Below are 15,790 nucleotides of genomic sequence, written 5' to 3'. Positions count from 1 at the left end.
CTACTGATCCTGGGGCTTCCTGTTGCATGATGGCGGGCATGACGGAGACCCCGCACCCCCTGTACGACAGGCACGCCGACACCCTGACCCGTGCGCTGACCGCGATCACGGAGCGCGGGTACTGGTCCGCCTACCCCGAGTCGCCCAGCCCACGGGTCTACGGCGAGACCGCCGCCGCCGACGGCAAGGCCGCCTTCGAGGCGTACCTCGGCGGCGACTTCCCCCTCGACCAGCCGGGCACCGGCGACCGGGTCGCCACCGAGACCAGCCCGTTCGGCGTCGAGCTGGGCGTCCGCTACCCGCACGCCGGGGCCGACGAGCTGGTCGCCGCCGCCTCCACCGCCCTGCCGAGCTGGCGCGACGCCGGCCCGCAGACCCGGGTGGGCGTCTGCCTGGAGATCCTCGACCGGCTGCACAAGCACATCTTCGAGCTGGCCAACGCGGTGCAGTTCACCAGCGGCCAGGCGTTCGTGATGGCCTTCCAGGCCGGCGGCGCGCACGCGCTGGACCGCGCGCTGGAGGCGGTCGCCTACGCGTACGCGGAGATGACCCGGCACCCGGGGACGGCGGGCTGGGAGAAGGCCGCCGGCAAGGGCGACCCGCTGCGGATGACCAAGACCTTCCATGTGGTGCCCCGCGGTGTGGCGCTGGTGATCGGCTGCAACACCTTCCCGACCTGGAACTCGTACCCGGGGCTGTTCGCCTCGCTGGTCACCGGCAACCCGGTGGTGGTCAAGCCGCACCCGCGCGCCGTGCTGCCGCTGGCCATCACCGTCCGGTACGCCCGGGAGGTGCTCGCCGAGGCCGGCTTCGACCCGAACCTGGTGCTGCTCGCCCCCGAGGCCCCCGGCGAGAAGCTCGCCTCCACGCTGGCCCTGCACCCGGCCGTGAAGATCGTCGACTTCACGGGTTCCACCGAGTACGGCGACTGGCTGGAGGCCAACGCCCGGCAGGCGGCGGTCTACACCGAGAAGGCCGGCCTGAACACGGTGGTGGTCGACTCCACCGACGACTTCGCCGGGATGTGCCGCAACCTCGGCTTCACGCTGACCCTCTACAGCGGCCAGATGTGCACCACCTCGCAGAACATCCTCATCCCCGCCGAGGGGATCGCCACCGACCAGGGGCACAAGAGCTTCGACGAGGTGGCCGGCGGGATCGCCGCCGCGATCGGCAAGCTCACCGCCGACCCGGCGCGCGGGGTGGAGCTCACCGGCGCGATCGTCAACGACGGGGTGCTGGAGCGCCTCGACGAGGTCACCAAGGTCGGCGAGACGGTGCTGGAGTCGCGTACGGTCGAGCACCCGGCCTTCCCCGGCGCGGTGGTCCGCACCCCGACGCTGGTCAAGCTGGCGGCCGGCGACACGGCGACCTACTCGAAGGAGTGGTTCGGGCCGATCTCGTTCGCCGTCGCGACGGACTCGACGGCGCACAGCCTGGAGATCCTGCGGTCGACGGTCGGCGAGAAGGGCGCGCTCACCGCGGCGGTCTACTCCACCGACGAGGCGGTCCTCGACGCGGCTGAGGCGGCGGCGATCGAGGTCGGGGTGCACCTGTCCTGCAACCTGACCGGCGGGGTCTTCGTGAACCAGTCGGCGGCCTTTTCCGACTTCCACGGCAGCGGCGCGAACGCGGCGGCCAACTCCGCGCTCACCGACGGCGCCTACGTGGCCAACCGGTTCCGCATCGTGCAGTCCCGTCGGCACGCCTGAGTCGCGGTCGGGGTTTCCGGGGCGGCCCGCCCCGGAAACCCAGCCGTGTCAGGCGGCGCGGCGCATCTGGAGTTCGGTGAGCGCCGGCACGGTGGGGTGCGGCACGCGCACGCCGGTGTCGACGAAACCCAGCCGCCGGTAGGCGCGGTAGGCCCGGTCGTTGCCGACCACCACCTCCAGCATCAGCTCGGGCCGGCCGCACTGCCGGGACCAGGCGGCCACCGCCTCGACCAGCTCGCCGAGCAGGCCGGTGCCGCGCCAGGACGGGGTGACGTAGACGGCGTAGACGACGGTCAGCCCGGGCTCCTCCGGGGTCACCGTGCCCCCGGCGTGCCCGACCAGCCGGCCGCCCGGGTCCGCGACGAACTGCGCGGTGTCCGCGCCGGCCGACACGTACGCGATCCGGGCCGCGTAGTCGGCGTGCGGCCGGGCCGCCGCGTTGGCGAGGGTCTCCAGGAAGGCCAGCGGCGCGTCGGCGAGCATCTCCAGCCGCAGCGCCCGCATCCGGGCGGCGTCCCGGGGCCGGACCCGCCGGATCTCCGCGTGCCGGGTGCCCGCCGACCCCCGCCCCGGCCCGTCCGGCGTCCTCGTCATGCCGAATGCCTACCACAGCGACGGATGACGATGCCCCTCGATCGGAATATGCCCGATTTGGGGTCGTGCGCCGTCGTCACGCCTCGTGTAGCGTGCGATTTCGGTCACCGAATGCAGCGGCCTCCCCCGACCGCCGGTTCGGTGGTCCTCCGGTGCCGGTCCGCCGGTCTCCGGGGTTGTGGAACGCCGTGCAGAGTGAGGAAGTGGACCGTGGCACAGGGCACCGTTAAGTGGTTCAACGCCGAAAAGGGCTACGGCTTCATCGCCGTCGACGGCGGGCAGGACGTCTTCGTCCACTTCTCCGCGATCGAGATGGACGGCTACAAGGCGCTGGACGACGGCCAGCGGGTGGAGTTCGAGATCGCCCAGGGCCAGAAGGGGCCCCAGGCCGAGCGCGTACGCGTCATCGCCTGACCCCCGTCCGCCACGGACCGGGCGGGTGACCCGCTTCGAACACGTGGGTTCGGCGGGTGGGGTGGTGGCGTGTGGTGGGCGCTGTCGAGCTGCCCCGTCCGTAGGGCCACCCCGCCTCTGTAGGACCATGCCTCGCATCCGGCTCGGCCGCCTGCGAGGCATGGCGTGCCCCATCTGGTCCGTGGCGTGGCACCCCGGACTGCGGTGCGGGCGCCAGGCAGGGAAGATCGTGAACCGGTTCAGCCGTCGCTGAGGAGGGTTCATGTCCGACCAGCCGCCCCAGGCCACGCCCCCGCCGGGGGATCCCGACCCCGCCACGGCCGGCGACGCGAGCGCGCCGCAGCCGCAGGGGTGGGTCTTCCCGCCCACCGGCGGGTTCCCGGCCGGCTCCGGCCCGTACGGCGGGCAGCCGTGGTATCCGGGCGCGCCGGTCGCGTACCCGGGGCAGCCGGTCCACGGGTGGTACCCGCCCGGCCACGGCCTCGACCCCGCCGACCCGCTGGTCACCCCGCCCGGCGGAGGCGTGAACGGCTGGTTCGCCCGGTGCGTCGGCGCGGTGCGCCGGGGCTGGAAGCCGCTGCTGCCGATCCTGCTGCTCACCCAGGTGCTGCCGGCCGTGGTGCTGTCGGTGCTCGCGCTGGTGGTCGACCCGTCGGCCCGGTGGGACGAGTCGATGGCCGACGACCCGGCCGCGCTGCCCGACACCTTCCTGGCCGACCTCGGCACCATGATGGCCGTGCTGATCGGCGGCGCCCTGGTCTTCGGCCTGGTGCAGAGTCTCGGCTGGGCCGCCGGCACCTGGGTGGTCGCCCGGCAGGCGGCCGGCCAGCCGGTGACCGTCGGCGCCGCGCTGGGCTACGGCCTGCGCCGGGCGCCGGGCCTCTGGGGCTGGACCCTGTTGATGAGCGTGATCATCGGGCTCGGGGTCTGCTTCTGCGTCATCCCCGGCATCTACTTCGCCTTCGCGCTGGGCATGGCCGGCCCGGTCTACCTCTTCGAGCGGCAGCACCCGATCGGCCGCTCGTACCGGATGTTCCACGACCGGCTGGGCCTGCTGCTCGGCCGGGTGGCGCTCGTCGCGGCGGCGGTGATCGTCGGGGGCGGGGCGGCCGGCCTGGTGGAGGGCATCGGCTCGCTGCCGTTCGGCGTCACCCCGCTGGAGTCGCCCGGCACGGCGGTGGGCGCGATCGCGGTGGCGGTGCTCGGCGGCGTGCTGGGCCTGCCCACCCACCTCGCCCAGCTGGTCGGCCTGGTCGTCACGTACGCCGAGCAGCGCGCCCACGAGGGGCCGGTGGACAGCGCGCGGCTGGCCGGTGAACTCGGCTGAGCGGGGCGGGCGTGCTTGCACTCGGCAGGGGAGAGTGCTAAACAAGTCATTGGCACTCGCATACCGTGAGTGCCAATGGTCGGGGCGGTAGGGCCACGGCCGCACGGGCGTCCACACGCCGGTGCGGCACATGGCCGGTCGTCGCGGGCTATCCGGCCCGGCCGAGGAGACGTCGTCGTCGCCAGGTGGCGACGTCCCCAAGGTGCGTACACCAGGCGGCCCATCCGGGACACAACCTCCGGGTGGCCCGTGAGTGTCCAGGAGGACAACGCCGTATGGCCAAGATGATCGCGTTCGACGAAGAGGCGCGCCGGGGCCTCGAGCGGGGCATGAACCAGCTCGCCGACGCCGTGAAGGTGACCCTCGGCCCCAAGGGCCGCAACGTCGTGCTCGAAAAGAAGTGGGGTGCCCCCACCATCACCAACGATGGTGTGAGCATCGCCAAGGAGATCGAGCTCGAGGACCCCTACGAGAAGATCGGCGCCGAGCTGGTCAAGGAGGTCGCCAAGAAGACCGACGACGTCGCCGGTGACGGCACGACGACGGCGACCGTCCTGGCCCAGGCCCTCGTCCGCGAGGGTCTGCGCAACGTGGCCGCCGGTGCCAACCCGATGGCCCTGAAGCGGGGCATCGAGGCCGCCGTGGCCAGCGTCTCGGAGGAGCTGTCCAAGCTCGCCAAGGACGTCGAGACCAAGGAGCAGATCGCCTCCACCGCCTCCATCTCCGCCGGTGACAGCACCGTCGGCGAGATCATCGCCGAGGCGATGGACAAGGTCGGCAAGGAAGGCGTCATCACCGTCGAGGAGAGCAACACCTTCGGCCTGGAGCTGGAGCTCACCGAGGGTATGCGCTTCGACAAGGGCTACATCTCGGCCTACTTCATGACCGACCCGGAGCGCATGGAGGCCGTCTTCGACGACCCCTACCTCCTGATCGTCAACAGCAAGATCTCGTCGGTCAAGGACCTGCTCCCGATCCTCGAGAAGGTCATGCAGTCGGGCAAGCCGCTGCTGATCATCGCCGAGGACATCGAGGGCGAGGCCCTGGCCACCCTGGTCGTCAACAAGGTCCGGGGCACCTTCAAGTCGGTCGCCGTCAAGGCGCCGGGCTTCGGTGACCGCCGCAAGGCCATGCTGGCCGACATCGCCATCCTCACCGGTGGCCAGGTCATCAGCGAGGAGGTCGGCCTCAAGCTGGACGCCGTCGGCCTCGACATGCTGGGCCGCGCCCGCAAGGTCGTGGTGACCAAGGACGAGACCACCATCGTCGACGGTGCCGGCGACGCCGAGCAGATCCAGGGCCGGGTCAACCAGATCCGGGCCGAGATCGACAAGAGCGACTCCGACTACGACCGCGAGAAGCTGCAGGAGCGGCTGGCCAAGCTGGCCGGCGGCGTCGCGGTGATCAAGGTCGGCGCGGCCACCGAGGTCGAGCTGAAGGAGCGCAAGCACCGCATCGAGGACGCCGTCCGCAACGCGAAGGCCGCCGTCGAGGAGGGCATCGTCCCGGGTGGTGGCGTCGCGCTGGTGCAGGCCGGCAAGACCGCCTTCGACAAGCTGGACCTGACCGGCGACGAGGCGACCGGCGCGCAGATCGTCAAGATCGCGCTGGACGCCCCGCTGCGGCAGATCGCCGTCAACGCCGGCCTCGAGGGCGGCGTGGTCGTCGAGCACGTCCGCAACATCGAGCCGGGTCACGGCCTCAACGCCGCCAACGGCGAGTACGTCGACCTGCTGGCCGCGGGCATCATCGACCCGGCCAAGGTGACCCGTTCGGCGCTGCAGAACGCCTCGTCGATCGCGGCGCTCTTCCTCACCACCGAGGCCGTCGTGGCGGACAAGCCGGAGAAGACCCCGGCCGCGCCGGCTGGTCCGGGTGGCGGGGACATGGACTTCTGAGTCCAGTTCCACGTACGCCGGAAGGGGCGGGCCGCGTCAGCGGTCCGCCCCTTCCGCCGTCAGGTCGGCAGTGGTCGTTGGTTGCGTCTCTTCTGCGCCCGGCCGTACGGCTGCGGGATCTGGACCGGCTCGTCGACCAGCGTCACCGGCTCGTCGGTCGGCTCGTCGGCACCGCTCATCTCCGCCTGCTGCTCGGCGTCGCCGTAGTCGAGCCGGTCGAACGGCAACGGGCCGGGGCGTTCGTCGTCCGTGGTCATGGCTGCCTCCTCTACCGAAACGGTAGGGGGCGTCGATCAAAGATGGGGGCGAATGGGGTTATCGACGTCTATATCCCCTTCGCCCCCTTCCGTCACTCCCCGAGCGTCCTGCGGTACAGGAAGAAGACCCGCTCGATCCGGGCGCCCGCGCTGCCCGAGTAGAACGGCACCGGCCCCACCCAGCCGATCTGCGCCGCCGTCACGCCCGCCGCCCGCTGGTCGCGCAGGCAGCGGCGCAGCAGCACCCCGCCGATCCCCGAGCCCTCCGCCGCCGGGGCGGTGCCCATCGGCCCGAACCAGCTCGGCCGGGACGACCCGTACGCGGCGAAGCCGAGCACCTCGCCGTCGCGCTCGGCCAGGTGGCAGCCCGCCCCTTCCCGGCCCACCGAGCCGGCCAGCTCCGCGTCCCAGGCGCCGCCGAACGTGGCGCGGGCGAACTCCGCCAGCGCCGGCAGGTCGGCCGGCTCGGCGCGGCGGACCGAGACACCCCGGCCGGCCAGCCGTGCCTCCGCCGCCTCCGTGGAGCGCAACGCGGGGGAGTCGTCGTACGACAGGTCGGCGGTCATGTTCCACGCCGTCCGGTCCTGCCGGTAGCCGAGCGCCAGCGCGGCGCAGACCGCCGGGGTGTAGCGCACGTCGATCCCGGGCCAGGCGTAGTACGGCGGGTTCCCCGCCAGCAGCACCTCGGCCGCGCCGAGACCGGCCAGGGTCCGCTCGGCGGACGACAGCAGCGCCCGCCCGACGCCCCGGCGCCGGTGGTCGGGGTGCACCGCCACGAGGTCCACGTGCCCGAGCCCGGCGTCCCGCCCCGACAGGGAGCAGACCAGCACCCCGACCAGCTCCGCCCCCCGGTACGCGCCCAGCGCGACGACCGGCCGGTCGGCGGCCGCCCGGGCCCAGAGCGCGGCCACGAGGGCCGGCGCCTCGGCGGCGTCCTCGGGCAGGTCCAGTGCCCGGCGGCACAGCTCCACCACGGGCGCCCGGTCGGCGGTCAGCTCGACGATCTCCGCATCCATGGTCGCCGACCCTAGAGCACGGGGTGCGGGGGAGGGCAAGGGCCGCTCACCCGCGGGCCGCCCGCACCGCCGCGTACGCGTCGACCAGGCCGGCGCCGGTGATGTTCGCGTCGCCGCCGCAGGTCTCCGTCCGGGAGGCGTACGTCGCCTCGGCCGGGGTCGCCGTGTCCCGCAGGATCTGCCGGGTGCGCGGCAGGTCGCCCACCAGCGCCGGGTTGGCCGACCACATCAGCGCCACGACGCCGGCCACCTGCGGGGTCGCCATCGAGGTGCCGCTCATGGTGGCGTACCCGCCGCCGGGCATCGCCGACAGCACCTCCTCGCCGGGGGCGACCAGGTCCGGCTTCGCCGCCCCCGGCACCGGTCCGCGGGACGAGAAGTCGGTGACCTGGCGCCGCTGGTCCACCGCGCCGACGGTCAGCACGTCCGCGTACGGCGCGGGCGGGTCGTCGATCGAGCCGCAGTACGGGCCGGTGTTGCCGGCGGCGGCGACGACCAGGATGCCGGCGGCCTCCAGGGCGGCGGTGGCCGGCCGGAGTGCGCGCGGGTCGCAGCCCTCGATCGGCGGGCAGCCCCACGAGTTGGTGAGGATCTCCGGGGCGCGCGCCGGGCGCCCGTCCGTGAACGGGTTCCCGCCGGGCGGGAAGGGCGCCAGCATGAACTGGAGGCAGTCCAGGTAGTACCCGGGATTGCCCAGGTTGCGGTCCAGGTTGACGCAGCCCACCCACTGCGCGCCCGGGGCCACCCCGATCCCCCCTCGGCCCACCGCGCTGCCCACGGTGTGCGTGCCGTGCCCGCCCTGGTCGGTCGGGGAGCGGGTGCCGTCCCACGGGTCGTACCAGGAGTCGTCGCCGCCCCGGAAGCCGGCGGCCAGCGCCGGGTGCCCGCCGTCCACCCCGGAGTCGGAGCTGCCCACCACGATCCCGGAGCCGTCCACCCCGAGCTGCGACCACACGCGGTCCGCGCCGAGCATCCGGACGTTCCACTCCGGGCCGGCCGGCGCGGGCGCGGTGCCCCGACTGCGGCCGGCCGGCGCGGGCAGCGGCCGCACCCGCTGGCTGACCAGCACCCGGGCCACCTCCGGCCGGCGGGACAGCCAGGCCCGCACCGCCGGCCCGCCGTCCACCTCGACGGCGTTGATCAGGTAGTAGGAGGTGTGGTCCAGCCGCAGCCGGCGCAGGTCCCGGCGCAGGTCGGCCTGGGTCCGCTCGGCGGTGTCGACCAGCCGCCGGTAGACCTCGCCGGCCCGCGCGTCCCGGCCGGCCCGCCCGGCCGTCGCCGGCACCCCGCCCAGGTCGGCCTGCTCGCGCAGCACCACGAACAGCCGCTCGCCGTGCAGGCCGGGCTGGCCCGCGCCGACGGCCACCGCGCCGACCGCGACCAGCAACGCCGCGGCGGTCACCCCGGCCACCCGCCGGCTCGGCCGCCGGCCGCGGGGCCGGGCCAGCAGCACGCCGTACGCCACGGCGAGCACGGCCGCGACGGCGAGTCCGGCGCCGGCGGCGGCCGCCACCCAGAACGGCACGTCGCGGGTGTTGGCCAGGACGAGGGTGATCTCCTCGGGATCGGTGAAGGCCAGCGGGCCGAAGACGGCGAGCCCGACCAGCCAGCGGGTGGCGGCGCGGACCCCGGCCCGCCCGCCCGGCTCACTTCCGCCCGGCTCACTTCCGCTGGTGTCCGACGGGCCAGCCGGGGCGGTGCCCGACGGGGCGGCCGGCACCGTGCCCGGCGGCGCGGCCGGGGTGGCGGCGGCCGGGCGGCGGGCCGCCGCGTGCAGGGCGGCCAGCGCGAAGCCGGCCGGCGGCAGGGTCAGCAGCAGGGGCAGTTGGGCCCCGGACTGCCCGACCCCGGCGGCGAGGACGAGCAGCGCGACTCCGGCGACCAGCCCGCCGACCAGCACCAGCCGGGCCGGCCGGGGCGGCTCGCCGACGGCGAAGCGGGACCAGAAGGCGTCGTCCAGCAGCGCCCCGGCCAGCACGCCCAGGGCGGCGGCGGCGAGCCCGGCGAGCACCGTCTCCAGCAGCCCGCCGAGCGCCCCCAGCCAGACCCACGGCAGCAGCAGCGCCAGCCCGCCGGCCACCCCGAGCAGGGTGGCGGTCGGGGCGGAGGGCCGGCGCGGGGCGGCGGCGCGGCGGGCGAGCGCCCGCAGGACGAGGGTGGCCAGGGCGGCCGTGGCGGCGAGCGCCGCGAGGTACGCCTCGTGGTGCACCGGCGGGAGCGCCCGGAGCAGCCCCAGCGCGCCGAACACGAGTGCCGCGGCCAGCCAGGCCCGGCCGGTGGCGCGGACCGCCGCCGAGCGGGGCAGCAGGGCGAGCGGAAGCGCGGGCGCGCCGACCAGCAGCACGGTGAACAGCACCGTCGCCGGCCAGAGCCACACCACGCGGTGCAGCCCGGAGGCCAGCACGATCTGGTCGGCCAGCCACCCGCCGAGCTGGCTGACCACCACGACCCCGACCGTCCAGCAGCCGGCGACCACCGCCGCCACCACGGGCCACGGACTCGACCGGGCCGGCGCGGCCGGCGGGAGCGGGGCGGGCTGACCAGCGGGGAACGGGGGGCCGATCTCCATTCCTCAGACAGTACGGCGCGGACGGTGTGTGCCGCCGGTGTGGCCGTGACGGTTACCGTGGACGGGTGCGCGACCCCAACGTGTCCCGAACCGAGGCCAGCCAGCTCTCCCCTGAGCGCCGGGCCACCGACCTGCGCCGCCTGCGGGCCGAACGCTTCGACGTGCTGGTCATCGGCGGTGGGGTGACCGGGGCGGGCGCCGCCCTCGACGCGGCCTCGCGGGGGCTGAAGGTGGCCCTGGTGGAGGCGCGCGACTACGCCGCCGGCACCTCCAGCCGCTCCAGCAAGCTGATCCACGGCGGCCTGCGCTACCTGGAGCAGCTCGAGTTCCACCTGGTGCACGAGGCGCTCACCGAGCGCGGCCTGCTCGCCACCCGGCTCGCCCCGCACCTGGTGCGGCCGGTGCCCATCCTGGTCCCGCTGCCCGGCGGGCGCGGCGCGCGCGACCTGCCCGGCCGGCTGTTCCGCCGCTCCTACTACGGCGCCGGAGTGGCGGCGTACGACGCCTTCGCCGGGATCTTCGGCGGCGGCCGGGGCATGCCGCTGCACCGCCACCTGACCCGCGAGGGCGCCCGCCGGGTCTTCCCCAGCCTGCGACCCGACGCGCTGGCCGGCGCGATCCGCTACTACGACGGGCAGGTCGACGACGCCCGGCTGGTGGTGACCCTGGCCCGCACCGCGGCCAGCCTCGGCGCGACCGTGGTGCCCAGCGCCCGGGCGGTCGGGCTGATCCGGCAGGCCCGCGAGGTCACCGGCGTCCGGGTCCGCGACCTGGAGGCGCCGGCCGGCTCCCCGGACGCCGAGTTCGAGGTGCGCGCCCGCACCGTCATCGCCGCCACCGGCGTGTGGAGCGACGACATGTCCCGGATGCTGAACGACGTCGGGCTGCGCCCCGGCATCCGCGTCCGGGCCTCCAAGGGCGTGCACCTGGTGGTGCCCCGCTCGGCGATCACCGGCGAGGCGGGGCTGATCCTGCGTACGGCGACCAGCGTGCTCTTCGTCATCCCGTGGGGCGGGCACTGGATCATCGGCACCACCGACACCGACTGGCGGCTCGACCGGTCCCACCCGGCCGCCTCCGCCCGGGACATCGAATATTTGCTGGAGCAGGTCAACACCGTGCTGGACCGGCCGCTCACCACGGCCGACATCGAGGGCGTCTACGCCGGGCTGCGGCCGCTGCTGGCCGGCGAGGCCGACTCCACCTCGAAACTGTCCCGCGAGCACGCCGTCTTCGAGCCGATGCTCGGGCTGCTGCTGGTCGCCGGCGGCAAGTACACGACGTACCGGGTGATGGCCTCGGACGTGGTCGACCGGGCCGCCCACCGGCTCGGCGCCGTACGCCCCTCGCGTACCGCCGACCTGCCGCTGCTGGGCGCGGACGGCTACCCGGCGATGTGGCGGGGCCGGGCGGACCTGGCCCGCCGGCACGGGATGCCGGTCGGGGTGGTCGAGCACCTGCTGGAGCGCTACGGCACCCTCAGCCTGGACCTGCTCGCGCTGGTCTACGCCGACCCGCTGCTCGCCTCCCCGCTGGCCGGTGCCCCGGAATACCTCGCGGCCGAGGTGACGTACGCGGCCCGGGCGGAGGGGGCGCTGCACCTGGAGGACGTGCTCACCCGGCGGACCCGGATCTCCTTCGAGACCGCGCACCGCGGCCTGGAGTCGGCCGGGCACGCCGCCGAGCTGATGGGCGCGGTGCTCGGTTGGGACGAGGCCACCCGGGCCCGCGAGGTGGAGCACTACCGGGCCAGGGTGGAGGCGGAACGCCAGTCCCAGCTGATGCCCGACGACGCCACGGCGGACGCCGCCCGGCTCGGCGCGCCCGACGTCCGGGGCTTCGCGGCCGACCGCGGCTCGGACGACGATCCCGTCGAACTGCCGTCGTCGTCCCGCTGACTGATCCCTCCAGCCCCTACCTTTCGGCGGCCGACCGCGGCGCCCCGCCGCCCCTGCGGCTCCCGCCGCGCGTCGCCCCGCCGCCCCCGCGGCTCCCGCCGCGCGTCGCCCCGCCGCCCCCGCGGCTCCCGCCGCGCGTCGCCCCGCCGGCGCCCCCGGCCGGGGCCGGTCAGAGGACCTTGCCGGGGTTGAGCAGGCCGGTCGGGTCGAGCGCGGCCTTGATCGCCTGGTGCACGGCGACGCCCACCGGGCCGATCTCGCGGGCCAGCCAGTCCCGCTTGAGCAGACCCACGCCGTGCTCGCCGGTGCAGGTGCCGCCCAGCTCCAGGCCGAGTCGCATGATCTCGTCGAAGGCGCGCCGGCCGCGTTCCAGGCTCGCCGGGTCGGCCCGGTCCACCACGATGTTCGGGTGCATGTTGCCGTCGCCGGCGTGACCGACGACGCCGATCGGCACGTCGCACTCCGCCGCGATCCGGGCCACCCCGTCCAGCAGCGCCGCCAGCGCGCCCCGGGGCACCGCCACGTCGTCGATGACCAGACCGCCGTTGCCGCCCGGGTAGGCGTCCGCGGCGAACTTCTCCATGGCCGGGTGCGCGAGCCGGCGGGCCTGCAACAGGGCGGCCGCCTCCACGGCGTCGGTGGCCGCGTAGACCTCGTCGGCGCCGGCCGCCTCGCAGACCGCGGCCAGCCCGGCCAGGTCGTCGGCCGCCCGGGCGCCGGTGTCGGCGGCGGCCAGCAGCAGCGCCTGCGCGTCCGTCCGCAGGCCCATCGGCCGGTACGCCTCGATCGCCCGCAGGTGGGTCTGGTCCAGCAGCTCCAGCAGGCTGGGGGAGAGGCCCCGGGCGGCGATCTCGGCGACGGCCGCGCCGGCCGCGGCGGTGGACGGGAAGACCGCCACCATGGTCAGCGACTCCGCCGGGGCGGGACGCAGCGAGACGGTCACCTCGGTGATCACCCCCAGGGTGCCCTCGGAGCCGACGAAGAGCCGGGTGAGGTCGTACCCGGCGACACCCTTGGCCGTGCGGCGGCCGGTGCGCAGCACCTCGCCGGAGGCGAGCACCACCTCCAGGCCGAGGACGTACTCGGTGGTGACGCCGTACTTGACGCAGCACATTCCGCCCGCGTTGGTGGCGACGTTGCCGCCGATGGTGGAGGACTCCCACGAGCCGGGGTCGGGCGGGTACCACAGCCCCTGCTTCGCCACCGCGGCGGCGAGCGTCGCGTTGACCACGCCGGGCTGCACCACGGCGATCCGGCTCACCGGGTCGATCTCCAGGATGGCGTCCATCGCGACCGTGCTGAGGACCACCGCGCCGTCGACCGCGTTGGCCGCGCCGGCCAGCCCGGTCCGCGCCCCCTGCGGCACCACCGGCACGCCGTGCCGGGCGGCCGCCCGCAGCACGGCGGAGACCTGGGCGGTGTCGCGGGGACGGACGACCACCAGGGGCGTGCCGGCGGCGCAGAGGTCCGCCTCGTCCCGTTCGTGCATCCGGAGCAGGTCCGGGTCGGTCAGCACGGCGTCGTCGCCGAGCGCCGCCCGCAGGTCGTCGAGGAGAGGGGGTCCGGCCATGCCGCCGAGGCTACGGTCGGCCGCGCGCGACCGACAACCGGCCCGCGCACCGGGTACCTTGGCCGGCATGCTCTACCTGGACCGGCCCGCCTGGCCGTCGCGGGGGCGGCTCTGGTCCCACCTGATCAGCGACGTCTCCCACGCCGAGGTGCACGCCTTCGCCGAGGCGCTGGGGGTGCCCCGCCGGGGTTTCGACCGGGACCACTACGACATTCCCGCCGAGCGGTTCGCCGCGGCGGTCTGGCTGGGCGCCCGGGTGGTGCCGAGCCGGGAACTCGTGCGCCTGCTCCGGCAGGCCGGCCTGCGCCGACCGAAGCACCTGACCGGCCCCCGCACCCCCGCCGCCCGCCCCTCCGGCGATCTTGCGGTTCCGGCCCTCCCCACGCGGTGACCCACGGCTTTCGACAGGGCCGAAACTGCAGGATCGCGGAAGCCGAGGGCAGGGACAGCGGGTGGGGGCCGGGAGTCAGTGGAGGGTGGCCAGTTCGCGGGTGAGGTTGGCGCGGGCCCGGGCTTCCCAGCGGGTGGCCAGCGGCGGCAGCCGGAACAGGGCCGGCAGGGCGAGCAGCCCGGCGAGCACCCGGGCGCGGCCGGCCCGGAAGGCCGGGTCGGGCACGTGCGCGTACTCCCGGCGGATCGCGGCGGCGTAGTGGTCGTACGCCGCGGGTGACGCGGCCAGGACGGCGAGGTCGGCGTCGCAGAGCAGCGCGCCGTCGGCGTCGCCCGGGTCGACGGCGTGCCCGGCGGTGAGCAGGACCAGCCGGCGGACCTCGGCCACGGCGTCGGCCGGCAGCCCCGACCGGGTGAGCAGGGCGTCGGCGAGCGCCGCGCTGTCCCGCTCGTTGGCGTCGCCCTCGGCGCGCGGATCGTAGATCGCGTCGTGGCACCAGGCCGCGAGGCGCACCAGGTCCGGCCGCGCGGCGGACGGCGCGTGCGCGTCGACCACGTCGAGGACGACGGTCAGGTGGGCGACCGTGTGGTAATGCCGGTGCGGTTCCCGCCAGCGCGCCAGCAGCTCCGCCCCGGCCCGGTCCCGCTCCGCCGCGTCGGTCGCCCCGGCGTCCCGGGCCGCCGCCCGCCACCGGTCGAGAAGGTCGGCCATGCGGCCGAGTCTGCCGCACCGCCGCCGACACGGAGGATTCACCCGCCCCGGTACGGGTAGTCCCCGCCATGGCCGTGGCCCGGGACCGTCGACTCTCGCTGGTGCGGCGCGCCATCCGCCGCGACGGCGGAACGGACATCGACGCGGCCCGCATCGCCGACGCGATGGAGAAGCTGCGGCACCGCGGCAGGGCGACCCTGCACGACCGGCTGCACCGGGTGCGGATGGCGTGGGGCCTGGCCGTGCAGGCCGGCCTCGCCGCCGGCCTGTCCTGGTGGGCGGCGCACAATCTGCTGGGCAACCCGGAGCCGGTGTTCGCGCCGATCTCCGCGGTCGGCACCCTCGCCGCCTCGGTCGGCCAGCGGCTCCGCCGCACGGTGGAGCTGATCCTAGGGGTGGCGATCGGGGTCGCCGTGGGCGACTTCCTCATCTACCTGGTCGGCACCGGGGCGTGGCAGCTCGGCCTCGTGGTGACCGGGTCGATCGTGCTGACCATCTTCGCCGGCGCCAGCGTGTCCATCGTCATCCAGGCGGCGGCCACGGCCGTGCTGATCGTCACGCTGAGCCCGAAGACCGCGAACCTGGAGATCCCCCGGTTCGTCGACGCGTTCGTCGGCGGCGGGATCGCGTTGCTGGTCACCTCGGTCCTGCTGCCGCTCAATCCGCTCCGGGTGATCAACCGGGCCGCCCGGCCGGCGCTGGACCTGCTCGCCGCCCAGCTCGACGACACCGCCGACGCCCTCCGCGAACGGGACCGGGACAAGGCCCAACGGGCCCTGGACCGGCTGCGCAACAACCAGGAGGAGCTGTCCACCTTCACGGAAGCGATCGAGGGGGCGAAGGAGACCGCCGTCCTCTCGCCGGCCCGGTGGCACCGGCGGGACGAACTCACCCACTACGCCGAGGCCGCCGACCCGATCGACCGGGCGATGCGCAACGCCGGCACGCTGATCCGGCGCGCGGTCACCATGATCGAGGACGAGGAGCCCGTGCCGGAGCCGATGCCGGATGCGGCGGCCCACCTCGCCGAGTCGGTACGCCTGCTCAAGCACGAGTTCGCCGTCGGCGAGGAGCCGGAGAAGGCACGGGAGCGGGCGCTGCGCGCGGTCAGCGAGGCCGGCCGGGCGTACGGCGAGGGGGTGGGCTTCTCCGGCAGCGTGGTGATCGCGCAGGTACGCACCACGGCCAGCGACCTGCTAGTGGCCTCCGGGATCAGCCAGGAGGAGGCGAACCGCCTGGTCCGGGAGTCCTTCGGCGAGCAGGACACCCCGAGCGGCCAGGCCGAGCCGGCCGCCGCCCCGAAGCCGCCCACCGCCCCGCCGGTCGGCTGACCCGCGGGCCCAGGGCGTCGGCCTGGCCCAGCGCGGCGTCGCGGTACTCGTCGGGGAAGTCCGGCTCGTCGAGGTAGCGGGTGCCCTTCGGGGTGAGCAGCG

Annotated in this window: 13 protein-coding genes and 1 pseudogene; 7 read left to right on the top strand and 7 right to left on the bottom strand. The window is 75.2% G+C overall.

The genetic code is table 11. The features are described 5' to 3' along the window. Positions 1 to 38 precede the first annotated feature (38 nt). Positions 39 to 1,712, top strand: coding sequence for a phenylacetic acid degradation protein PaaN (gene paaN / locus ABZ793_RS27345; RefSeq protein WP_357462070.1), 1,674 nt, complete (start codon positions 39 to 41; stop codon positions 1,710 to 1,712). Positions 1,713 to 1,760: 48 nt separating this feature from the next. Here paaN and ABZ793_RS27340 read toward each other — a convergent pair whose 3' ends face one another. Continuing rightward, positions 1,761 to 2,306, bottom strand: coding sequence for a GNAT family N-acetyltransferase (locus tag ABZ793_RS27340; protein WP_357462069.1), 546 nt, complete (start codon positions 2,304 to 2,306; stop codon positions 1,761 to 1,763). 210 nt (positions 2,307 to 2,516) lie between these two features. Here ABZ793_RS27340 and ABZ793_RS27335 point away from each other — a divergent pair, with 210 nt between their 5' ends. From ABZ793_RS27335 to groL, 3 genes are all read left to right on the top strand, one after another. Beyond that, positions 2,517 to 2,720, top strand: a complete 204-nt coding sequence (locus ABZ793_RS27335; RefSeq protein WP_013288855.1) for a cold-shock protein — start codon at positions 2,517 to 2,519, stop codon at positions 2,718 to 2,720. Between the two features lie 262 nt (positions 2,721 to 2,982). Then, on the top strand, positions 2,983 to 4,047 hold the full coding sequence (locus ABZ793_RS27330; RefSeq protein WP_357462068.1) for a hypothetical protein: 1,065 nt from the start codon (positions 2,983 to 2,985) through the stop codon (positions 4,045 to 4,047). A gap of 275 nt (positions 4,048 to 4,322) precedes the next feature. Next, a complete protein-coding gene (gene groL / locus ABZ793_RS27325; RefSeq protein ID WP_357462067.1) occupies positions 4,323 to 5,945 on the top strand; it encodes a chaperonin GroEL in 1,623 nt (540 codons plus the stop codon). A 59-nt stretch (positions 5,946 to 6,004) separates the two neighbouring features. On the opposite strand, the gene ABZ793_RS27320 is transcribed toward groL, so the two are convergent. The 3 genes from ABZ793_RS27320 to ABZ793_RS27310 form a co-directional block, all read right to left on the bottom strand. Beyond that, positions 6,005 to 6,202 (bottom strand): hypothetical protein, encoded by a 198-nt coding sequence (locus ABZ793_RS27320; protein ID WP_350706884.1) that lies wholly within the window; start codon positions 6,200 to 6,202, stop codon positions 6,005 to 6,007. A 92-nt stretch (positions 6,203 to 6,294) separates the two neighbouring features. Next, positions 6,295 to 7,218 carry a GNAT family N-acetyltransferase gene (locus ABZ793_RS27315; RefSeq protein ID WP_357462066.1) on the bottom strand — a complete coding sequence of 308 codons (924 nt, stop codon included), beginning with the start codon at positions 7,216 to 7,218 and terminating at the stop codon, positions 6,295 to 6,297. A 46-nt stretch (positions 7,219 to 7,264) separates the two neighbouring features. After that, positions 7,265 to 9,787 (bottom strand): S8 family serine peptidase, encoded by a 2,523-nt coding sequence (locus ABZ793_RS27310; RefSeq protein ID WP_357462065.1) that lies wholly within the window; start codon positions 9,785 to 9,787, stop codon positions 7,265 to 7,267. Between the two features lie 80 nt (positions 9,788 to 9,867). On the opposite strand from ABZ793_RS27310, the gene ABZ793_RS27305 reads away from it, so the two are divergent. Continuing rightward, positions 9,868 to 11,685 carry a glycerol-3-phosphate dehydrogenase/oxidase gene (locus ABZ793_RS27305; RefSeq protein ID WP_357462117.1) on the top strand — a complete coding sequence of 606 codons (1,818 nt, stop codon included), beginning with the start codon at positions 9,868 to 9,870 and terminating at the stop codon, positions 11,683 to 11,685. A gap of 169 nt (positions 11,686 to 11,854) precedes the next feature. Here ABZ793_RS27305 and ABZ793_RS27300 read toward each other — a convergent pair whose 3' ends face one another. Continuing rightward, positions 11,855 to 13,255, bottom strand: coding sequence for an FAD-linked oxidase C-terminal domain-containing protein (locus ABZ793_RS27300; protein WP_357462064.1), 1,401 nt, complete (start codon positions 13,253 to 13,255; stop codon positions 11,855 to 11,857). 67 nt (positions 13,256 to 13,322) lie between these two features. Here ABZ793_RS27300 and ABZ793_RS27295 point away from each other — a divergent pair, with 67 nt between their 5' ends. Continuing rightward, positions 13,323 to 13,646 (top strand): DUF4031 domain-containing protein, encoded by a 324-nt coding sequence (locus tag ABZ793_RS27295; RefSeq protein WP_357462063.1) that lies wholly within the window; start codon positions 13,323 to 13,325, stop codon positions 13,644 to 13,646. Positions 13,647 to 13,721: 75 nt separating this feature from the next. Here ABZ793_RS27295 and ABZ793_RS27290 read toward each other — a convergent pair whose 3' ends face one another. Continuing rightward, on the bottom strand, positions 13,722 to 14,357 hold the full coding sequence (locus ABZ793_RS27290) for a metal-dependent phosphohydrolase (protein WP_357462062.1): 636 nt from the start codon (positions 14,355 to 14,357) through the stop codon (positions 13,722 to 13,724). Positions 14,358 to 14,431: 74 nt separating this feature from the next. Between ABZ793_RS27290 and ABZ793_RS27285 the strand changes: the two genes are divergently transcribed. Continuing rightward, on the top strand, positions 14,432 to 15,688 hold the full coding sequence (locus ABZ793_RS27285) for an FUSC family protein (protein ID WP_357462116.1): 1,257 nt from the start codon (positions 14,432 to 14,434) through the stop codon (positions 15,686 to 15,688). A 10-nt stretch (positions 15,689 to 15,698) separates the two neighbouring features. Here ABZ793_RS27285 and ABZ793_RS27280 read toward each other — a convergent pair. Further along, positions 15,699 to 15,790, bottom strand: a pseudogene (locus ABZ793_RS27280) (potassium transporter TrkA); the annotation flags it as partial.

This window comes from Micromonospora sp. NPDC047465 (assembly GCF_040643125.1).
Taxonomy (GTDB): Bacteria; Actinomycetota; Actinomycetes; order Mycobacteriales; family Micromonosporaceae; genus Micromonospora.
The sequence above is the reverse complement of the archived record's forward strand: the minus strand, read 5'-3'. Positions and strand labels throughout refer to the sequence as shown.

What these genes read in the sequence shown, in the direction of transcription:
- ABZ793_RS27310 (WP_357462065.1), bottom strand. Translation starts at nt 9,787, where the DNA reads ATGGAGATCGGCCCCCCGTTCCCCGCTGGTCAGCCCGCCCCGCTCCCG.
- ABZ793_RS27300 (WP_357462064.1), bottom strand. Translation starts at nt 13,255, where the DNA reads ATGGCCGGACCCCCTCTCCTCGACGACCTGCGGGCGGCGCTCGGCGAC.
- ABZ793_RS27315 (WP_357462066.1), bottom strand. Translation starts at nt 7,218, where the DNA reads ATGGATGCGGAGATCGTCGAGCTGACCGCCGACCGGGCGCCCGTGGTG.
- ABZ793_RS27340 (WP_357462069.1), bottom strand. Translation starts at nt 2,306, where the DNA reads ATGACGAGGACGCCGGACGGGCCGGGGCGGGGGTCGGCGGGCACCCGG.
- groL (WP_357462067.1), top strand. Translation starts at nt 4,323, where the DNA reads ATGGCCAAGATGATCGCGTTCGACGAAGAGGCGCGCCGGGGCCTCGAG.
- ABZ793_RS27330 (WP_357462068.1), top strand. Translation starts at nt 2,983, where the DNA reads ATGTCCGACCAGCCGCCCCAGGCCACGCCCCCGCCGGGGGATCCCGAC.
- paaN (WP_357462070.1), top strand. Translation starts at nt 39, where the DNA reads ATGACGGAGACCCCGCACCCCCTGTACGACAGGCACGCCGACACCCTG.
- ABZ793_RS27295 (WP_357462063.1), top strand. Translation starts at nt 13,323, where the DNA reads ATGCTCTACCTGGACCGGCCCGCCTGGCCGTCGCGGGGGCGGCTCTGG.
- ABZ793_RS27290 (WP_357462062.1), bottom strand. Translation starts at nt 14,357, where the DNA reads ATGGCCGACCTTCTCGACCGGTGGCGGGCGGCGGCCCGGGACGCCGGG.
- ABZ793_RS27320 (WP_350706884.1), bottom strand. Translation starts at nt 6,202, where the DNA reads ATGACCACGGACGACGAACGCCCCGGCCCGTTGCCGTTCGACCGGCTC.